We start from the raw sequence: 19,907 nt of genomic DNA, 5'->3' as shown, positions 1-19,907 counted from the left end.
ATCAGGCGTAGGCTTCGATCGGCAGGCAGGCGCACACCAGGTTGCGGTCGCCGTAGGCGTTGTCCACCCGGCCCACCGGCGGCCAGTACTTGGCCTCGCGCAGCGACGCCACCGGGTAGGCGGCCTGCTGGCGCGGGTAGTCGTGCAGCCATTCTTCGGCCAGCAGCATCTGCGCGGTATGCGGCGCGTTCTTCAGGACGTTGTCTTCGCGGTCGCGTTCGCCGCGCTCGACCTGGGCGATTTCCTCGCGGATCGAGATCATCGCGTCGATGAAGCGGTCCAGCTCGGCCACGCCTTCGGATTCCGTCGGTTCGACCATCAGCGTGCCGGCAACCGGGAAGCTCATCGTCGGCGCGTGGAAACCGTAGTCCATCAGGCGCTTGGCGATGTCTTCGGCGCTGATGCCGCTGACTTCCTTCAACGGACGCACGTCCAGGATGCACTCATGCGCCACGCGGCCGTTGCGGCCCGCGTACAGGACCGGGTAGTGGTCGCGCAGGCGGGTGGCGATGTAGTTGGCGTTCAGGATGGCGACTTCGGTCGCGCGGCGCAGTCCGTCGGCGCCCATCAGCGAGATGTACACGAACGGGATCGGCAGGATGCCGGCGGAACCGAACGGCGCGGCCGAGACCGGGCCGACCTTCGCGTGGCCGGGCAGCTTGCCTTGCTCGTTCACCACGCCCGGCAGATACGGCGCCAAGTGGGCGCGCACCGCCACGGGACCCACGCCGGGGCCGCCGCCGCCGTGCGGGATGCAGAACGTCTTGTGCAGGTTCAGGTGGGACACGTCCGAACCGAACTTGCCTGGCTGGGCCACGCCGACCATCGCGTTCATGTTGGCGCCGTCCAGGTAGACCTGGCCGCCCGCCTGGTGGACCAGGTCGCAGATTTCGGTCACGGCCTCTTCGAACACGCCATGCGTGGACGGATACGTGATCATCAGCGCGGCCAGCTTGTCGCCGACCTGTTCGATCTTGGCGCGCAGGTCGGTCAAGTCGACGTTGCCGTTGGAATCGGACGCCACCACCACCACGTCCATGCCGGCCAACTGCGCCGAGGCGGGGTTGGTGCCGTGCGCGGACGACGGGATCAGGCAGACGTTGCGCTGGTGCTGGCCATTGGCTTGGTGATAGCCGCGGATCGCCAGCAGGCCGGCGTATTCGCCTTGTGCGCCCGAGTTGGGCTGCAGGCTGATGTTGTCGTAGCCGGTGATTTCGCACAGCGCGGCCGACAGGCGGTCGATCAGCTCGTTGTAGCCCTGGCTTTGCGACGCGGGCGCGAAGGGGTGGATCAGCGCGAACTCGGGCCAGGTGATCGGGATCATCTCGGCGGTGGCGTTCAGCTTCATGGTGCACGAACCCAGCGGGATCATCGTGCGGTCCAGGGCCAGGTCCTTGTCGGCCAGGCGGCGCAGGTAGCGCAGCATGTCGGTTTCGGATTGCACGCTGGAGAAGACCGGGTGCGTCAGGATGGCGCTTTCACGGGCGACCGAGGCCGGGATGCCGCTTGCGGCGGCGGCGTCCAGGGCGTCGATATCCAGTTCGACGTCATCGCGCTCCAGGCCGGCGGCGAACACGTTGACCAGCGCTTGCAGGTCGGCGGGCGTGACGGTTTCGTCCAGCGACACCGCCAGGCGGGCGCCGTCGACACGGCGCAGGTTGATGTGTTCGCACTCGGCGGCCGTCAGGATGGCGGGCGTCGCGGGGCCGGTTTCCAGCAGCAGCGTATCGAAGAACGTGTCGTTGACGACCTTCACGCCCAGCTTCATGAGCTCGCCGCGCAGGATGGCCGTGCTGCGCTGCACGCGCTGGGCGATGCGGCGGATGCCGGCCGGGCCGTGCCACACGGCGTACATGCCGGCCATCACGGCCAGCAGCACTTGCGCGGTGCAGATGTTGGACGTGGCCTTTTCACGGCGGATGTGCTGTTCGCGCGTTTGCAGCGCCAGGCGCATCGCCGGATTGCCTTGCGAGTCCTTGGACACGCCGACCAGGCGGCCGGCCATGTTGCGCTTGAAGCCGTCCTTGCAGGCCATGAAGCCGGCGTGCGGGCCGCCGAAACCGAACGGCACGCCGAAACGCTGTGCCGATCCGATGGCGATGTCCGCGCCCCACTCGCCCGGCGCGGCCAGCACGGCCAGCGCCAGCAGGTCGGTCGCGCACGCCACCACGGCGCCTTGCGCGTGGGCGGTCTCGGCCAGCTTGCGGTAGTCGGCGACGGAACCCGTGCTGTGCGGGTATTGCAGCAGCACGCCAAAGCACTCGGGCAGGCCTTCGGCTTCATCGCCCACGGCGATTTCCAGTCCCAGGCCCTCGGCGCGCGTACGCACGACTTCGATGGTCTGCGGATGCACATGGCGAGAGATGAAGAACACCGGGCTCTGCGACTTGGCGCCGCGGCGGGCCAGCGTCATGGCTTCGGCGGCGGCTGTGCTTTCGTCCAGCAGCGAGGCGTTGGAGATGTCCAGCCCGGTCAGGTCGGCGACCATGGTCTGGTAGTTCAGCAGGGCTTCAAGACGGCCCTGCGAGATTTCCGGCTGGTAAGGCGTGTACGCCGTGTACCAGGCGGGGTTCTCAAGAATATTGCGCAGCACGACGTTAGGCGTCTGCGTGCCGTAGTAACCCTGGCCGATGTAGTTGCGGTAGACCTTGTTGCGGCCCGCGATCTGCTTCAGTTCGGCCAGCACGTCGGTTTCGCTGCGCGAGGGCGGCAGCGCCAGCGGGGCCTGGCTGCGGATCTTCGAAGGCACGACTTCTTCGATCAGGGCATCCAGGCTGGGGCTGCCGATCACGTTCAGCATGGCGGCCTGGTCGGCGTCGGAAGGGCCGATGTGGCGGGGAATGAAGTCGGTATGGGTGTCTAGGGCGCGCGACATGGGGAATCTCGGGGTGGTGGTGCGTCAGGGCGGGCGCGGCGCAGGGGCCGCGCCCGCCTCGAACCGGCTTTAGCCGTTGGCGACGGCTTCGTAGCCGGCAGCGTCCAGCAGCTTGTCGGCATCGGCGGCGTTGACCGGCTTGATCTTGAAGATCCAGGCGGTGAAGGCCGATTCGTTGATCAGGTTGGGGTTGTTTTCCAGCTCTTCGTTGAAGGCGACGATTTCGCCGGTCACGGGCGCATAGATATCGGACGCGGCCTTGACCGACTCGACCACGCCAGCGGTTTCGCCTGCGTTCAGCTTGGCGCCGACCTTCACGTCGCCAACGAAAACCAGATCGCCCAATTGATCCTGGGCGGTGTCGGTGATGCCGACGACGAACACGTCGCCTTCGGCTTTGACCCATTCATGGGACTGGGTGTACTTGCGATCGGTGGGCAGACTCATGGGAACTCCTGAGGGAATGCGGGTAGATGAATGGTGTTGCGCGCCTCGCGCGGGCGGCGCTTGCCCAGACCGGGCCGGCGCTCGCGCGAAGCTTCGAGTTTACGAGTGTTCGACGGCTTTGCCGTTACGGACAAACGGCAGTTTGCAGACCAGGGCGGGCACCCATTTGCCGCGGATGTCGACCTCGACCGAGTCGCCCGGACGCACGCCTTGCGGCAGGCGGGCAAAGCCGATCGACACGCCCAGCGTGGGCGACATGGTGCCGCTGGTGAGCTCGCCCGTGCCGGCCGGCGTGCGCACGGCCATGTGGGCGCGCATCACGCCGCGCTCTTGCAGCTTCAGGCCGATGAAAGTCGCGGGCGTGGCGAACTGCTCCAGCGCGTCGCGGCCGATGAAGCGGCGTTCGGCGTTCTTCAGGGACACGGTCCAGGTCAGGCCGGCCTGATCCGGGTGGGTCAGTTCGTCCATGTCCTGGCCGTACAGGTTCATGCCGGCTTCCAGGCGCAGCGTGTCGCGCGCGCCCAGGCCTGCCGGGCACACGCCCTGGGCGACCAGGTCGCGCCACAATTGCACGACTTCGGTCGCGGGCAGGACGATTTCAAAGCCGTCTTCGCCGGTATAGCCGGTGCGGGCCACCAGCGTGTCGTCGCCCACGATGGCCGCGACGAAGGGGGTCAGCGGTTCGGTGGCGGCTTGCCATGCCGGGCGGGCCGCCCAGACCTTGGCGCGGGCGTTGGGGCCCTGAACGGCCACCATCGCCAGATCGCGGCGCGGGGTGATCGTCACGTCGAAATTGCCGGCCTGCTTCACGCGCTGCATCCAGGCCATGTCTTTGTCGGCCGTGCCGGCGTTGACCACCACGCGCCATTCGTCGGCGGCGAAGAAGTAGACGATCAGGTCGTCAATGACGCCGCCTTGCGGGTTCAGCATGCAGGTGTACAGCGCCTTGCCGGGCACCGTCAGCTTGGCCACGTCATTGGCGACCAGGCGCTGCAGGAAGGCGAAAGAATCGGGGCCGGCGACGTCGGCGTTCAGCATGTGCGACACGTCGAACATGCCGGCGTCCTGGCGCACCGCGTGGTGCTCTTCCAGTTGCGAGCCGTAAGCCAAGGGCATGTCCCATCCGCCGAAATCGACCATTCGGGCGCCGGAGGCGATATGTTCTTCGGCCAGCGGGGTGCGTTTGAGGGTTGCGGACATGCGCGGAAACTCCGGGACGGCAGAGATCTGCCAGGGTTACGGAATGCCGGTCGTGACAAGCGATTGCGCTCGCACGGCTACGGCTGAATCTTCCGCCCCTCTGTCCTTTTGCCTGAGAGTTGCCCCGCGTAGCGGGTTTGCACCTTCGGCGCCTGGGCTGCTCGATATGTCCCTTGTTCGGGGCCGGCGCCAGGTCTCTCCAGAGTACTGTTTTGCCGCATCCACACAGTGAAAAACCGGGACGGGGCAAGCATGTGCGGTATCGGTTACCTGAGCGATTCTGGGCGAATTGCGCCTTCGGCGGCGGCTGATTCGTGGAAACAGCCGCTCTCTCCCGCAAACATGCATGACAGCGGCGAAAGCATACAACGAAAGCCGTGCGCCGAAAACCGAAAAATCAAGCGCGCTACCCCAGCGCGGTATCCAGCAGCATCATCAAAACAAAGCCCAGCATCAGCCCGCAGGTGGCGTAGACCTCGTGCCCTTTGCGGTGCGATTCGGGAATGATTTCATGGCTGATGACAAACAGCATGGCCCCCGCAGCAAAGCCCAGGCCCCACGGCAGCATGGCCGCCGAAAACCCCACGATGGCCGCGCCCAGCACGGCGCCCAGCGGTTCGACCAGCCCGGACAACATGCCCAGCGCCACGGCGAACGATTGCTTGTAACCGGCCGCCAGCAGCGCCACGGCCACCACCAGCCCTTCCGGGATGTCCTGGATGGCGATGCCGGTCGCCAGCGCCGTGCCGCGCACCGGGTCGCTGCCCGCATAGCCCACGCCGATGGCCAGGCCTTCGGGCAGGTTGTGCAGGGTGATGGCGAACACGAACAGCCAGGTGCGGCGCAGGCGGTGGGCTTCGATGCCTTCGCGCCCCTTGATGAAATGCTCGTGCGGCAGGGTGCGGTCCATCACGAGCAGGACCGCCGCGCCCAGCAGGATGGCGGCGCCCACCGTCAGGCCGGCGCCCCACGGGCCCATGCCCTGGGACTCGGCCGCCTGGATGCCCGGCGCCACCAGCGAAAACGCGCTGGCCGCCAGCATCACTCCGGCACCGAAGCCGAACATGCTGTCCTGGACCTTCTGCGGGATGGTGCGGGCGAACAGGATGGGCAGCGCGCCCAGCGCGGTAGCGGCGGCCGCCACCAGGCCGCCCAACAGCGCGTCGGCCACATGCGGCGCACGCACGTCCAGGTATGCCCAAAGCTGATGCAGCGCCAGGCAGGACACCATGACGGCAAGCGTCCACACGCTGATGCTGGTGGCCGCGGGCCGCACGCGATGACGGCTGAAGGTGTTCATAGGGCCGCTACCCTCCTCGAGAGAGATGGCCTCAGCCCTTCGCGGCCGCATAGCGGCGAGCCACTTCGGGCCAGTTCACGACATTGTAGAAGGCGCCGATGTATTCCGGGCGGCGGTTCTGGTACTTCAGGTAGTAGGCGTGCTCCCAGACGTCCAGGCCCAGGATCGGGGTGTTGCCCTGCATCAGCGGACTGTCCTGGTTGGCGCTGCTTTCGACCACCAGCTTGCCGGCCGGGGTCACGGACAGCCAGGCCCAGCCGCTGCCGAAGCGGGTCAGCGCGGCCTTGGTGAAGGCGTCGCGGAAAGCAGCCAGGCCGCCCAGTTCCGATTCGATGGCCGCCGCCAGCGCGCCGTCGGGCTCGCCGCCGCCTTCAGGCGACATGACCGACCAGAACAGGCTGTGGTTGGCGTGGCCGCCGCCGTGGTTGCGCACCGCGCCGCGGACGGCCTCGGGCAACTGGTCCAGGCGGGCCACCAGCGCTTCGACGGGCTCGTCGGTGCTGATGCCGGCCCCGTCCAGCGCCGCGTTCAGGCTGGTGACATAGGTTTGATGATGCTTGCTGTAGTGGATCTCCATCGTCATCGCGTCGATGTGAGGTTCCAGGGCGTCATAGGCGTACGGCAGGGTCGGAAGGGTGTAGGCCATGCATGTCTCCGGTGGACCCGCCTTCCAGATGGAAGGCGCAAGTCAATATCGAAAACATAAATGATATGTATTTTTATTTAATATCACAATGGTATTGTTGCAATTCGAGCCATAGCGCCCGGCTATGCGCCGAACGCCTACCCTATCGCCCCTGCCCTACAGCGCTTTGCCGCAGGCCACGCCCGATGCCCAGGCCCATTGGAAGTTGTAGCCGCCCAGCCAACCCGTGACGTCCACCGCTTCGCCGATGAAATACAGGCCCGGCGTGGTCTTGGCCTGCATGGACTTCTGGTCCAGCCCGCGCGTGTCCACGCCGCCGCGCATGACTTCGGCCTTCTTGTAGCCGGCGGTGCCGCTGGGCACCAGCGACCATTGATGGATGTCCTGCGCCAGCGCGCGCAGCGTCTTGTCCGGCGCATCGGCCAGGCGCAACGCGGCCAGCCCGGGCTTTCCGCCCTGCTCGGCCAGATGCAGCCAGCGGTCGGCCAGCCGCTTGGGCCACAACCCCGCCAGCACCGTATGCAGCTGCTGCCGGTTGCCGGACTTGGAGGCCAGCAGTTCATCGGCCAGGTCGCGGCCCGGCGCCAGGTCGATCACGATGGGTTCGCCGGGTTTCCAGTAGCTGGAGATCTGCAGGATCGCCGGGCCCGACAGGCCCCGATGGGTGAACAGCAGGTCTTCCAGGAATTCGCCGCGGGCCTTGCCCTGCCCCGTGTGCAGGCCGACTTCCAGCGCCACGCCCGACAGCTCGGACAGCGCCTGCCATTGCGCGGGGTCGAAGGTCAGCGGCACCAGCGCGGGCCGGGGCTCGACCACTTTCAGGCCGAACTGCCGCGCGATCTTCAAGCCGAAGTCGGTGGCGCCCAGCTGCGGGATGGCCATGCCGCCGGTCGCCACGACCAGCTTGGCCGCCCGGATCACGCCCTGGGCGGTGCGCAGCTCGAAACCCGCGTCGCCGTGGCCGATCTCGGACACGGAACAGCCCATGCGCCATTGCACGTTGCCGGCGTCGCACTCGGCGCGCAGCATGTCGATGATGGATTCGCTGGAATCGTCGCAGAACAGCTGGCCGCGATGCTTCTCGTGCCAGGCGATATGGTGGCGCTTCAAGAGCGCCAGGAAATCCTGCGGCGTGTAGGCCGACAGCGCCGAGCGGCAGAAGTGCGGATTGTCCGACAGGAAATTGGCGGGTCCGGCGCCGATGTTGGTGAAATTGCAGCGGCCGCCGCCTGAAATGCGGATCTTCTCCGCCAGGCGTTCCGCATGGTCGACCAGCACCACGCGCAAGCCGCGCTGGCCGGCCACCGCTGCACACATCATGCCAGCGGCGCCGGCGCCGAGTACGGCTACATCAAACATCAGGACTCCAGACCCGCGGGTCTTACTCTTCGATCAGGCAATCGACGTAGTAGCGCTTTTCGCCATCCGGACCCAATTCGTCGGCCAGGCCGTGGATGTAGGTCTCGAAGCCGGGGAAGCGCTCGTTGAACTCGCGGGCGAATTGCAGGTACTGCACGATCGTGCGGTTGAAGCGTTCGCCCGGGATCAACAGCGGAATGCCCGGGGGATACGGCGTCAGCAGCACGCCGGTCACGCGGCCTTCCAGCTTGTCGATGTCGACGCGTTCGACTTCGCGGTGCGCCATGCGGGCAAAGGCGTCCGACGGTTTCAGCGCCGGCACCATGTCGCTCAGGTACATCTCGGTGGTCAGGCGGGCGACGTCGCGGGCACGGTAGGCTTCGTGGATCTCCTGGCAGAGATCGCGCAGGCCCATGCGCTCGTAGCGGCGATGGACCTTGCAGAAGTCCGGCAGGATGCGCCACAGCGGCTGGTTGCGGTCGTAGTCGTCCTTGAACTGCTGCAAGGCGGTCAACAGCGTGTTCCAGCGGCCCTTGGTGATGCCGATGGTGAACAAGATGAAGAACGAGTACAGGCCCGTCTTCTCGACCACGACGCCGTGCTCGGTCAGGTACTTCGAGACCAGGGCGGCGGGGATGCCCGTTTCGCCGAAGCTGCCCGACATGTCCAGGCCCGGGGTGATGACCGTGGCCTTGATCGGGTCCAGCATGTTGAAGCCTTCGGCCATTTCGCCGAAGCCGTGCCAATGGTCGTTGGCTTCCAGGATCCATTCGTCGCGGTTGCCGATGCCTTCGGACACCAGGCGGTTCGGGCCCCAGACCTTGAACCACCAGTCGTTCTTGCCGAACTCGGATTCCACCTTGCGCATGGCGCGGCGGAAATCCAGCGCTTCGCGGATGCTCTCCTCGACCAGCGCGGTGCCTCCAGGCGGCTCCATCATGGCGGCGGCCACGTCGCACGACGCGATGATCGCGTACTGCGGCGAGGTCGACGTGTGCATCAGGTACGCCTCGTTGAAGACGTTGCGGTCGAGTTTGCGGGTCTCGGATTCCTGCACGATGATCTGCGAGGCCTGCGAGATGCCGGCCAGCAGCTTGTGCGTGGAGTGCGTGGCGAACACCATGGCATCCTGACTGCGCGGGCGGTCCTGGCCGATGGCATGCATGTCCTGGTAGAACTCGTGGAACGAGGCGTGCGGCAGCCAGGCTTCATCGAAGTGCAGCGTATCGACATAGCTGCCGAGCTGCTCCTTGATCATTTCCACGTTGTAGATGACGCCGTCATAAGTGCTTTGCGTCAAGGTCAGGATGCGCGGGTTCTTGTTCACCGCTTCGCGCGCGAAGGGGTTGGCTTCGATCTTCTTGCGGATGTTGTCCGGGTGGAATTCTTCCAGCGGGATCGGGCCGATGATCCCCAGGTGGTTGCGCGTGGGGCGCAGGAACACCGGGATCGCGCCCGTCATCGTGATGGCGTGCAGGATCGACTTGTGGCAATTGCGGTCCACCACCACCACATCGCCCGCGGCGACGTTGGCGTGCCAGACGACCTTGTTCGAGGTCGAGGTGCCGTTGGTGACGAAGAAGCAATGGTCCGCATGGAAGATGCGCGCGGCGTTCAGTTCGGACTCGGCGATGGGGCCGGTGTGGTCCAGCAACTGGCCCAGTTCGTCCACGGCGTTGCAGACGTCGGCGCGCAGCATGTTCTCGCCGAAGAACTGGTGGAACATGCGTCCCACGGGGCTCTTCAGAAACGCCACGCCGCCCGAGTGGCCCGGGCAGTGCCATGAATACGAACCGTCCTGCGCGTACTTGACCAGTTCGCGGAAGAACGGCGGCGGCAGCGAATCCACGTAGCTGCGCGCTTCGCGGATGATGTGGCGCGCCACGAATTCGGGGGTGTCCTCGAACATGTGGATGAAGCCGTGCAGTTCGCGCAGGATGTCGTTCGGAATGTGTTCCGACGTGCGCGTCTCGCCATACAGGTAGATGGGGATGTCGGCGTTGCGGAAGCGCAGTTCGCCGATGAACATCCGCAGATTCTTGATCGCGCTGGCGACGTCCTCGGGCGAATCCACGTCGAACTCTTCATCGTCGATCGACAGGATGAAGGCGCTGGCGCGGCTTTGCTGCTGCGCAAACGAACTCAGGTCGCCATAACTGGTCACCCCGATCACCTCGACGCCCTCGGCCTCGATCGCTTCAGATAAGGCACGGATACCCAAACCGGACGCGTTCTCGGAACGGTAGTCCTCGTCGATGATGAAGATGGGGAAGCGGAATTTCATGCAGGCGCTCCTGGGGCAAGGCGGGATCGGACGCTTATCGCGGCGCGAGTGTACTTCTAGTAAAAATCCGCCTGATGACAGACGGCGCGACCACCCGCCGGGGGGGCGGGAATGGCGGAATTGTAGGGCTGTTTTTCTTACAGTCCTAAGGGAAATCCCCAGAAGGCCCGAACAGCCGTTGTCATCGCGCCAAAAGCGGGCGCTTTCAGCACAGGGACAACGGCGGGGACGGGGAGCAATCCTAGCGGATGGTGTGGGCTTCGCCCGTCTGCAAGGCGGCCGTGAACAACTCGAAGTAGGCGGGGATCGCCTCGGAGGCGCCGTAGCGGATGCGCCGTTCGACCTTGGCAATGGCGCCAAAACAGACTTCGGACCCGGGGTCGCCGCAAACCAGCACCACCGGGTCTTCGTCGTCGCAGACCTCGTAGAGGCCGCCATGCGCCCGGCGCCCGATCTCGTAGAGGTAGGCGGCGGCGCCGACAGTCTGCATGGGAGTAAGAGGCAAGGTCCCGACGTGGGCGGCCTCGAGCGCGTCATCCAGCGCATGGACGCTGGACAGGGAGTAGTCCAGCAGTGCGCCCGTGGAACGGGCGGCTTGTACAAAATCTTGCGCGGCATCCGCCACACGGGCGACGAACTCTTCCTGCACTTCGTCGCGCTTGGCGTCCTGGTTTATCTGGAGGAAACCGAACATCAGTGGCTCCTTTGTGAAAACCGCAAGCGGCAATGCATCCATTATAGGCAGGCGGCCCGCCTATACTGCCCAAACTCCGCCCGACCGTTCCGTATTCCCAACACTTGCCAGCCATGCCCTCTTCGCTTGTCAGACGTCTGACTGCCCCGGATGCCCCGTCCCTGCGCCGATTGCGCCTGGATGCCCTGGTGGAAACCCCTGAATCGTTCGGATCAAGTTACGAAGAGGAACACACGCTGACACCGGAAGACATCCGGGGCTGGATCACGCCGCTGGACGATGGCGCGATGTTCGGCGTGTTCGCGGACGAGTTGCTTGCCGGCATGGTCGGCGTGGGCCGGCAGCACAAACTGAAGATGCGCCACAAGGCGCACATCTGGAGCATGTACGTCGCCCCCGCTCAGCGCGGGCGCGGCATGGGCCGGCTGCTGATGCATGCGGCGATCGCGCATGCCCGGACCATGCGCGGCATCCGTCAGGTGCAATTGAGCGTGACCGCCAACAACACGGCCGCGTCGGCGTTGTACGCCAGCCTGGGCTTTGTCGAATACGGCAGGGAGCGCGAAGCGCTGTGCGTGAACGGTGAACTCTACGACGAAACCCTGATGGCGCTGGCGCTGCCGGACCGGTAGCGCCGCGGGCTCAAGCCCCGGCCCCGGCCTTGCGCCTGGCCCCGTAGGCGCACACCTGGTTGCGCCCGCCATCCTTGGCCTTGTACAGCGCCTGGTCCGCCGCCTTGATCACCGCGTCCGGCGCCCGCAGGGCCTCGCCGCGCTCGGCCACGCCGATGCTGACCGTCACCCGCAATGGACGCGCGCCGCGCCCGCCCCGCGTACCGCGCCGGCGCTGGCCGACCTGGTCCGCCTTGGGGCGCGCCGGCTTGTCGCGCAAGCGCATCTGATAGGCCTCGATGGCGCGCCTGACGGTTTCCAGATGCGGCATGCTTTCGGCCGCGGTCTTGCCGGGGAACACCAGCGTGAACTCCTCGCCCCCGTACCGGTACGCCTGGCCGCCGCCCGGCACGCGGCGCAATTGCGACGCGACCATACGCAGCACCTGGTCGCCCACGTCGTGGCCGTGCGTATCGTTGAAGATCTTGAAATGGTCCACGTCGGCCATGGCCAGCGTGTAGACGCGGCCCATGCGCTGCAGGCGCTCGTTCAGCGCGCGCCGGCCCGGCAAGCCGGTCAGCTCGTCGCGGAACGCCATGTGGAAGCCTTCATGCGCCAGCGAAATGCACAGCGCCGTGAGCGCCGCGGCCGACATCAGGGCCAGCTCAACGGGATGATGCGCGCCCCGCGGCAAGGCCCACGCCATGCAGACGAAACCCAACCATTGCCCGGCCTGCTGCGGCCGCCCGTAGCGCAACAGCAGCAACGTCAGCGTCAGGCCCGTCAACAGCAGCGCCACCAGCGCCTCGACCGGCACGCCCAGGCGCGCCAGCTTGCCCTGCAGCGCCAGTGTGCCGAAGACGTCGGCCAGACCTTCCTTGCCGACCAGAGCGATCGCGGCCACGCCCACGGCCATCAGCCCGATGCGCGCGGCCATGTCCAGCAGCATGCTCGACCGCTCCGACCACAGCGCATTGATCGTATAGGCGACCGACCACCAGGCCAGCGCGGGCCCCAGCGCCCATGGCGCCTCGCGGGCCAGCGTCGGCCAGACGGCGGTGGCCGCCAGCACGCAAAGCATCAGCGCCAGGGTTTGCGACCGCTGGTACATCAGGCAGATCGCAGCACCGATCAACGCCATCACCCACGGCACGAACGGCAAGATCAACGTCAGCGCCGGCGGCCAATCGCGCCACAGCATCAAGCCGACCGCGGCCGCCACTGGCAGCGCGGGATAGAACAACAGGGGCAGCCAGGGAATATGGGGGTAACGCACGGGTCGGGGCCTTGCTCAGCTTGCAGAGATGACGTCGCCAAATCGGCAAACACATATATCCTTTTTACGGCTTCGCCAGCGGGTTTCTTTAGCGTGCGCCGCGGCTTGCCCGTGATATGGTTTCCCCGCCCCCTTCAACGGAAAACCCTATGCAGATCCTGGTCAATATCGACGTCCCCGACCTTGAACACGCCATCGATTTCTATCGGCGCGCATTTGGATTGACCCTGCATCGGCGCCTGGGTCCGAAGGCGGCGGAAATGCAGGGCGCCAACGCGCCCATCTACCTGCTGGAGAAGCCCGCCGGCACGGCGGCGGCAAGCGCGGCGCGCCAGACGCGCGACTACGCGCGGCACTGGACGCCGGTGCATCTGGACGTGGTGGTGGACGATGCGGACCTTGCCGTCCTGCAGGCCGTCGCGGCCGGTGCCCGGCTGGAGGACCCGGCCGCCTCGCACGCCTGGGGCCGCATCGCGCACCTGAGCGACCCCTACGGCCACGGCATCTGCATCCTGCAATTCCTGGGCCGGGGCTATGACGAACTGTCTGACGGGGCGGCGCAGTACCGGCCGGTGTCGGAATCGGATTTCGACGCGCTGGCAAGCCTGCGGATCGACGCCATGCGCGACAGCCTCACCCGGCTGGGCCGCTTCGACCCGGACCGGGCGCGGGCGCGGCTGCGCAGCACCTTCCGGCCCGAACACACCTGGGCGATCGAGCATGACGGACAAACGGTGGGGTTCTATGCCCTGCGCCCGGACGGCGAAGGCTTGCGGCTGGACCACCTGTACGTGGCGCCGTCCGCGCAAGGCCAAGGCCTGGGCGGCCAGGCCATGCGGCGGATCCTGCAGGAAGCCGACAGCCGCGGGCTGCCGGTATCGGTAGGCGCGCTGCGCGGCAGCGATTCCAACCGCTTCTACCGCCGGCACGGCTTCGTGCAGACCGGCGAAAGCGAATGGGATATCGACTACCTGCGCCCCGCGCCCGGTCAGGGCGGCTGACGGATCAGGTGCGCGGCAGCGTCACGCCGCGCTGGCCCTGGTACTTGCCGCCGCGGTCGGCGTACGAGGTCTCGCACACTTCGTCGCTTTCCAGGAACAGCATCTGCGCGCAGCCTTCGCCGGCGTAAATCTTGGCGGGCAACGGCGTGGTGTTCGAGAATTCCAGCGTGACGTGGCCTTCCCATTCGGGTTCCAGCGGCGTCACGTTGACGATGATGCCGCAGCGCGCATAGGTGCTTTTGCCCAGGCAGATCGTCAAGACGCTGCGCGGGATGCGGAAGTACTCGACCGTGCGGGCCAGCGCGAACGAGTTCGGCGGGATGATGCAGACATCGCCCTTGAAGTCCACGAACGAGCCTTCGTCGAAATTCTTCGGGTCGACGATGGTGGAATTGATATTCGTGAAGATCTTGAATTCGTCGGCGCAGCGCACGTCGTAGCCGTAGCTGCTGGTGCCGTAACTGACGATCCGCCCGCCATTGGCCGTGCGGACCTGACCCGCTTCAAAGGGTTCGATCATGCCGGCTTCGGCCTGGCGGCGGATCCAGCGGTCGCTTTTGATGCTCATGATGGCAGTGGTGCTAAAGGGGAATGAACGGAGCCCATTTTACTCAGTTCCCCCAGAAGGTCCGGTATACGAGCGCAATGCCGTTGACGGAACCGCCCTTCAGGTCAACGGACAGGCCTCGCGCCAGGCGGTAACTGGCCCGGCCGACCGTGTCGCTGCCGGCCAGCGCCTGCTCGACGCTCAGCGTAATCCCGTTGGCGAACGACTTGCTGGCCACCAGGAACTGAGTCGCCAGCTGGCTGTCGCTGTCCCGGTTGACGTCGCCCGCGACGGTGCGGTCCGGCAGGATGCTGCCGGAGCTGCCGATATTGCCCGTGCGCACGCTGACGTCGTCCAGCCCGAATTGCTTGTAGAACGGCTGCCCGCCCCCCAGCAGCGCCGTGCCGACCGACACCAGCAGGGCCGCGTCGCTGCCGCTTTCGTCCGGCCCCCGGCCCAGCAGCAGCCAGGAGAGCTTTTCCACATCGCTGACGTCCGGGTACGACACCAGGTCGATCCGGGGACGTTGCGCCGTGCCCACGACCTTGACGCCCGCCTCGACCTGTTCGCCCGTGCGCAGGGCTTCGATGTCCAGCAGCGGATTGTCCAGGCGCCCCTGGAACGTCAGCGTGCCGCGGCTGAGCCGCAGCTTCTGGCCATAGGCTTCGATGCCGCCGCCCCGCGTGCGCAGCTGGCCCACGCCGGACAGGCGGCCTTCGTTCAGCAGGATCTGGATCGATCCCAGCAAACCGGCGTCCAGGCCCATCCCGGTGATATAGAAGCGCGGCCCCATGTCGAACTTCAGGTTCATGCTGGTCTGCAGCGGCGTCGACACCGCCGCCGGATCCTGACCCGCCCGGACCACCTTCACGTCGTCGTCCAGCGAGGGCACGCCTTGCAGGATCTCCAGGCTGAACCAACCGGCATCCGCCTTCAGGTCGCCCACGATCTCGATCCGGGGCATGGCCGCCTTCAGATCGATGACGCCGGACACCATGGCGTAGCGGTCCGAACGTTGCAGTGCCGGGAACCGGTACAGGGTCAGCTTGATGTCGCCCCCGCCGTCCAGGATGTTCCATTGCCCGCGCGCCTCGGCATAGCCGCCCTTGGCCTCGGGGTTGGTCGTGATCCATTCCTTGGTGCGCCATTCGGCGGGCATCACCCGCAGCGACGCCGGGAACCGCAGGCTGTCCAGCACCAGGCGGTCGCCGTCCAGGCGGGCGGACAAGGTGCCGTCGATCAAGCGCACGCCATCGTCGATGCGCACCACGCGCAGCTTGTCGCCGCGGATCGTGCCGGTCGCGGACCATTTCCCGGCCAGCGTCCCCTGGGCTTCCAAGTTGGCCTTGACCGTGCCGCCGAGCTCCATTGAATCGCCCACGAACAGGCTGACCCAGGCCAGGTCGGCGATATCGGCATCCAGCTTGGCGCGCAGGGGCTGGCGTTCATCCAGCGCCATGCCGCCCTTGGCGTCCACGACCAGCACAGCGGAACCGGCGCCGTTGACGGTGCCCATCTTGTCGGTCGCCAGGTTGATCTTGGCGTCCAGCCGGCTGGCGTTCGCCGAGGTGGGCGTGGCGGTCACGTCCAGCACCAGCGCCTTCACGCCCAGCGGGATGGGCGGATCGCCAGGAATCAGCAAATCGCCGTCGCGGCGGGCGATGCGGGCCTTGCCGGCCAGCCGGCCGTCGAATTTCAAGTCCCACAGCACGTCCAGCGCGATGCGGCGCTGTCCCTCCGGGACCATCGCGTTCACCCGCCCGGGCCTCTTGCCCAGCTTCGAGGCCGCCTCGGGGTCGAGGGCCCCGATCACCTGCCGGGCCATGGCGGCCGTGATGACGAGGTTGTCGGCCTGCCCGGCCGTTTCCCAACGCTTGCCCCCGCCGCGCGAACCCTGATGCGCCAGGGTCAGGCGTTCCTTGCCGGGCAGCGTCAGGCTCAAGGCGGTCTGGCCGACCTGCCATTGCCACTGCGGCGCCACGGCGGACGGTAAAAAAGCCAGCGTCACCGGCCGGTCCGCCGTGACGGTGAAACCCGCGGTGTCGGCCGTCAGCTTGGAAAACGCGCCGCGCCATCCCAGCAACGCGGCATCGGGCTGGCCGGCGGCACCCTTGCCCCAGGCGCCGGTGAATACGATATCGGCCTTGGCGGGCGCCTGCCCCAGCACGCCGGGACGCGCCTTGGCGGGCGTGTAGCCGGCCTTCACCTCGCCGCGATGCGCGGCAACCGTGCCCGCCAGCTTGGCCTTCAGTTCGGCGCCGCCCGGGATGCCGGGCCAGAACGCGTCCAATTGGGGCGCCTGGGCGTCCAAGGTCAGCGAGCCATCCCTGGCGTCCAGTTCGCCCTTGGCCTGAATCCGGTTGCGGCCCAACTTCACGTCCACGTCCAGACCGTGGATGCGCAGCCCTGCCAGCGGATCCAGCGCGGGGTCGACGGGAGGGGCCGCGGCGTCCTGCGCCGAAGCGTCCGGCGCGGCAAGGTCCACCTGCGCCTTCAATGCCCCCGTCAGGGGCTGCTTGTTCCAGCGCGTGCCGTCTTCGAAACGCAGATCGAGGGCGGCATGCCGCAGCTGGCTCAGGTTCTCGATTTCGGCCTGTACATCGCCGCGCACGGTCAGCACGGCAGGCGGAATGGCGTCGCCCAGCCAAGGCGCCAGATCCAGGCGCTGCGCGCTGACGGTGCCCACGATGCGGTCGCGGCCGGCGCCTTGTACGGAATCGGATTGCAGATCGAACTGCGCCGAAAGCGTTGATTTGTCGGGCAATTGCGCATTCGCGCGGGCGCTGCGCAACACCAGGGCCGTGCGCGGCGCCAAGTCGGCGACCACGTCCAGCAGCAGCCCAGAACCGGCGCCGTCCAGCTTGGCCTGGATGCCGTCCATCGACCCCGCGGCGTCGGCGCGCAGCACCACTTGGCAAGCGGGCGCGGGCGGGCCGGCCAGTTCGGCAGGCTTGGCGTCCGGACCGGCCTTGGCCTTGGGATCCGACTTGGCTTTGGGATCCGACTTGGCTTTGGGATCCGGCCTGGCTTTGGGGTCGGGTTTGACGTTGGCCGGACGCGCGTCGAACACGCCGCTCAGCTTGTCCGCCTGGCACAGCGGGGAATCCGGGCCCGTTCCCCGCGCGGTCACGTCCAGGCGCGCGGCGAACGGCCACGGATCGGCCATGCCCTGCAGCTCGGCCTGGCCCGACACGTCGGCCTGCCCGACCTCATGGCCCACGCGCAAGCTGGCGATGCGCAACTGCGCGCCCTGCTTGCCCGCCGCGAAGGTGGCGTTCAGGCCCCCCAGCGTCACGGGCAGCGGTTGGCCGCCCTGCTCCAGCTGGAAGTCGCCCAGCGCCACGCGGTCCACGGCGATGTCCACCGGCAGCGACGGCAGCGTGAACGGCGTGCCGTCGTCGTCTTCGGGCGGCGCCTCGGGCGAGGCGGCCAACGCCACGCGCACCGAACCCGCCGACACGTCGCGCACATGCAGCAGCCGGTCGCCCAGCGCACGCCAATGCACGTCCAGATGCAGGTCGGTGATGCCGATCCGGGTACCGCCCACGTCCAGGTCCAGCGTACCCACCGACACGCCGCGCAGCAGCGAGCCGTTCACCTCAAGCGCCTGCCCGTCCAATTGCTGGGCGGCCGTCGTCAACAGCAGGCGCGTGCCGTTCTGCGACCCGACCAGCCAGAACAGGAATCCGCTGGCCAGCAAGGCCAGCATCGCCAGGCCGGGCAACCACCAAACCAGGATCTGGCGCAGGATTTTGCGCAACACCGTCAAAACGCGATCCCCAACGAAAAGTGCAGGCGCAGGTCGCGTTCACGCTGGCCGTAGGCCAGGTCCAGGAACAGCGGGCCCGCCGGCGTGCGCACGCGGGCGCCCACGCCATAGCCGACGGCCATCGACATGTCGCCGAACGATTCCGCGGCGTCGCCGGCGTCCACGAACACGCCCATGCCCCAGCGCTCATTGAAATAGTGGTCGTATTCGACGCTGCCGACGACCAGCGTGGGCGCGCCCACGATGGCGTTGTCGCGCTGCAGGCCGATGCTCTGGTACTTGTAGCCCCGGATCGACCGCGCGCCGCCCGTGCGAAAACCGAAATCGTCCGGCACCTGCACCTTGCTGCTGGACCACACGCGGCCGACTTCGCCACGCACCGTCAATACGTCCAGTTTGCCGATCGGCCACCATTTCTGGGCGCGCAGCCGGGCACGTGTGTAGGGCTCGCCGGTATCCAGCGTGACGCCCACGCCGCCGCCCACCGCGATCAGGTTGCCTTCGCGCGGGTCGTACTTGTTGTCCACATCGCGGCGCAGCCACTCGGCCGTCGCGGTCAGCGTCGGCAGGGTGTATTCGTCGCCGCCATCGATCTTCACGTGATCCTGCGCCAGCAGCAGGCCCCAGCGGGTTTCGTATTCCACCCGGCTATCGCCCGCGCCCTTGCGTTCTTGCAGGCGCGTGGCGCCCAGCGCATAGCGCGTGACGTCCAGGCCCTGGATATCGGAATGGTCCGCCAGGACGCCAAAGGAATCCTTGTAGCCGCGCTCGGTGGGCGGCAACAGGAAGTCGGCATAGGCGCGTTGGCGCAACCGGTCCACGCTGAAACCCGTTTCCATGGTGACCGGCTGGCCGAACACCACGTTCTGCCGGTACAGCGATTCCACGCGCACGCCCGCTTCGTCGTCCACGCCCAGCGAAGCTGTGAAACGCTTGGGCGGCGCCTCCACCACGCGCACCTGCACTGGAAGCGTCACTTCGCCGTCGGAGTCGTAGACGGCGGGCGGCGGCGGCACGGCGCCAGAGACGGAAGGATCGCCCGCAGGCGTGGCCGCGGCCAGATCGGTCGACCCCGGCGCGCGGGCCCGGTCCGGCTTCGCGTCCTGCGCCTGTTGTTGCGGCGCGCCCCCAGGTTGCTCCAACGAGACGAACGCGCCCCGGAAGAATGCCGTGGACTGCAAGTCCTGCTGCCAGGTGTCCAGCCGGTTCTGGTCGTAGGCCGAGCCCACGGAATAGCGCACGTAGCGCTGCACCAGCTTGTCCGGCACCCGCTTCAGGCCTTCGGTATTCAGCTCGCCCATGCGGACCTGCGGCCCGCTGTCGATCGTCACGCGCAACACGGCCAACGCCGTGTCCGCCTGGATGTCGGCTTGCGACGCCGTCATGCGCGCCAGCATGAAGTCGCGCGTGGAGACTGCGTCCAACAGGCTCGATTTGGCCTTGTTCCAGTCGCTGTTGATGAACGGCTGCCCCGCCTTCAACTGCCAGTCGTCGCGCAGCTTCTGCACGCGCTGCGCGAATTCAGGGCGGGTGATGCGGCCGGTGAACTTCAGGTCCACTTCCGACACGGTCGTGCGCTTGCCGGAGACGATGCCGATATCCCAGGTTTCCCCGCCGATATCGGTGCCGGCTTCAAGCGTCACTGTGGGTGCGAAATAGCCCTGGGTAGCCAGGGCCGCCAGCGTCGCGTCGCGCGCACGCCGGCGCAGCCGGTTGATTTCACCGCCGTCCTGGTCCTCGGCCAACCGCGCGATCGCGCCCACTGCCTCGGTGATCGCCTGCAGCGCGGCCGGCGGCACGCCGCCCGGGTCCACGATGATCTCCGGGCGTTTGGCCAGCGCCTCGCCCGATATCACGCAAAGTCCAGCCAAGAAGGCTCGGGCTGCCCACCGCATGCG

14 protein-coding genes and 2 riboswitches are annotated in these 19,907 nt (G+C 67.1%); of the genes, 2 read left to right on the top strand and 12 right to left on the bottom strand.

Features of this window, described 5'->3' with window-relative positions; genetic code table 11:
* Nucleotide 1: 1 nt before the first annotated feature.
* From gcvP to A9973_RS10635, 8 genes are all read right to left on the bottom strand, one after another.
* Nucleotides 2–2,875 (bottom strand): aminomethyl-transferring glycine dehydrogenase, encoded by a 2,874-nt coding sequence (gene gcvP, locus A9973_RS10670; protein WP_183013720.1) that lies wholly within the window; start codon nucleotides 2,873–2,875, stop codon nucleotides 2–4.
* A gap of 69 nt (nucleotides 2,876–2,944) precedes the next feature.
* Nucleotides 2,945–3,322 carry a glycine cleavage system protein GcvH gene (gcvH, locus tag A9973_RS10665; protein ID WP_183013719.1) on the bottom strand — a complete coding sequence of 126 codons (378 nt, stop codon included), beginning with the start codon at nucleotides 3,320–3,322 and terminating at the stop codon, nucleotides 2,945–2,947.
* Between the two features lie 99 nt (nucleotides 3,323–3,421).
* Nucleotides 3,422–4,522, bottom strand: coding sequence for a glycine cleavage system aminomethyltransferase GcvT (gene gcvT / locus A9973_RS10660; protein ID WP_183013718.1), 1,101 nt, complete (start codon nucleotides 4,520–4,522; stop codon nucleotides 3,422–3,424).
* Between the two features lie 90 nt (nucleotides 4,523–4,612).
* Nucleotides 4,613–4,735, bottom strand: a riboswitch (glycine riboswitch).
* A 34-nt stretch (nucleotides 4,736–4,769) separates the two neighbouring features.
* A riboswitch (glycine riboswitch) is annotated at nucleotides 4,770–4,869 on the bottom strand.
* Between the two features lie 59 nt (nucleotides 4,870–4,928).
* Nucleotides 4,929–5,822 (bottom strand): ZIP family metal transporter, encoded by an 894-nt coding sequence (locus A9973_RS10655; protein ID WP_183013717.1) that lies wholly within the window; start codon nucleotides 5,820–5,822, stop codon nucleotides 4,929–4,931.
* A 31-nt stretch (nucleotides 5,823–5,853) separates the two neighbouring features.
* Nucleotides 5,854–6,468 (bottom strand): superoxide dismutase, encoded by a 615-nt coding sequence (locus tag A9973_RS10650; protein ID WP_183013716.1) that lies wholly within the window; start codon nucleotides 6,466–6,468, stop codon nucleotides 5,854–5,856.
* 156 nt (nucleotides 6,469–6,624) lie between these two features.
* Nucleotides 6,625–7,827, bottom strand: a complete 1,203-nt coding sequence (locus A9973_RS10645; protein ID WP_183013715.1) for an NAD(P)/FAD-dependent oxidoreductase — start codon at nucleotides 7,825–7,827, stop codon at nucleotides 6,625–6,627.
* Nucleotides 7,828–7,849: 22 nt separating this feature from the next.
* Nucleotides 7,850–10,111 carry an arginine/lysine/ornithine decarboxylase gene (locus A9973_RS10640; protein ID WP_183013714.1) on the bottom strand — a complete coding sequence of 754 codons (2,262 nt, stop codon included), beginning with the start codon at nucleotides 10,109–10,111 and terminating at the stop codon, nucleotides 7,850–7,852.
* 241 nt (nucleotides 10,112–10,352) lie between these two features.
* Nucleotides 10,353–10,805, bottom strand: a complete 453-nt coding sequence (locus A9973_RS10635) for a hypothetical protein (RefSeq protein WP_183013713.1) — start codon at nucleotides 10,803–10,805, stop codon at nucleotides 10,353–10,355.
* A gap of 113 nt (nucleotides 10,806–10,918) precedes the next feature.
* Here A9973_RS10635 and A9973_RS10630 point away from each other — a divergent pair, with 113 nt between their 5' ends.
* On the top strand, nucleotides 10,919–11,437 hold the full coding sequence (locus A9973_RS10630; protein ID WP_183013712.1) for a GNAT family N-acetyltransferase: 519 nt from the start codon (nucleotides 10,919–10,921) through the stop codon (nucleotides 11,435–11,437).
* Nucleotides 11,438–11,447: 10 nt separating this feature from the next.
* On the opposite strand, the gene A9973_RS10625 is transcribed toward A9973_RS10630, so the two are convergent.
* On the bottom strand, nucleotides 11,448–12,692 hold the full coding sequence (locus A9973_RS10625; RefSeq protein WP_183013711.1) for a GGDEF domain-containing protein: 1,245 nt from the start codon (nucleotides 12,690–12,692) through the stop codon (nucleotides 11,448–11,450).
* A gap of 149 nt (nucleotides 12,693–12,841) precedes the next feature.
* Here A9973_RS10625 and A9973_RS10620 point away from each other — a divergent pair, with 149 nt between their 5' ends.
* Complete coding sequence (locus A9973_RS10620) at nucleotides 12,842–13,693, top strand: GNAT family N-acetyltransferase (RefSeq protein WP_183013710.1); 852 nt, start codon at nucleotides 12,842–12,844, stop codon at nucleotides 13,691–13,693.
* A 4-nt stretch (nucleotides 13,694–13,697) separates the two neighbouring features.
* Here the strand turns inward: A9973_RS10620 and dcd are convergent, their stop codons facing one another.
* The 3 genes from dcd to A9973_RS10605 are packed head-to-tail and all read right to left on the bottom strand — an operon-like array spanning nucleotide 13,698 to nucleotide 19,904.
* Entirely contained in the window at nucleotides 13,698–14,261 is a 564-nt protein-coding gene (dcd, locus tag A9973_RS10615; protein ID WP_006226186.1) for a dCTP deaminase, read from the bottom strand.
* Nucleotides 14,262–14,304: 43 nt separating this feature from the next.
* A complete protein-coding gene (locus A9973_RS10610) occupies nucleotides 14,305–17,949 on the bottom strand; it encodes a translocation/assembly module TamB domain-containing protein (RefSeq protein WP_370539475.1) in 3,645 nt (1,214 codons plus the stop codon).
* Between the two features lie 56 nt (nucleotides 17,950–18,005).
* Nucleotides 18,006–19,904 (bottom strand): autotransporter assembly complex family protein, encoded by a 1,899-nt coding sequence (locus A9973_RS10605; protein ID WP_183013708.1) that lies wholly within the window; start codon nucleotides 19,902–19,904, stop codon nucleotides 18,006–18,008.
* Nucleotides 19,905–19,907 lie beyond the last annotated feature (3 nt).

It is taken from the genome of Achromobacter sp. UMC46, assembly GCF_014170335.1.
In the GTDB taxonomy this organism is placed as follows: domain Bacteria; phylum Pseudomonadota; class Gammaproteobacteria; order Burkholderiales; family Burkholderiaceae_B; genus Achromobacter.
The sequence above is the reverse complement of the archived record's forward strand: the minus strand, read 5'-3'. Positions and strand labels throughout refer to the sequence as shown.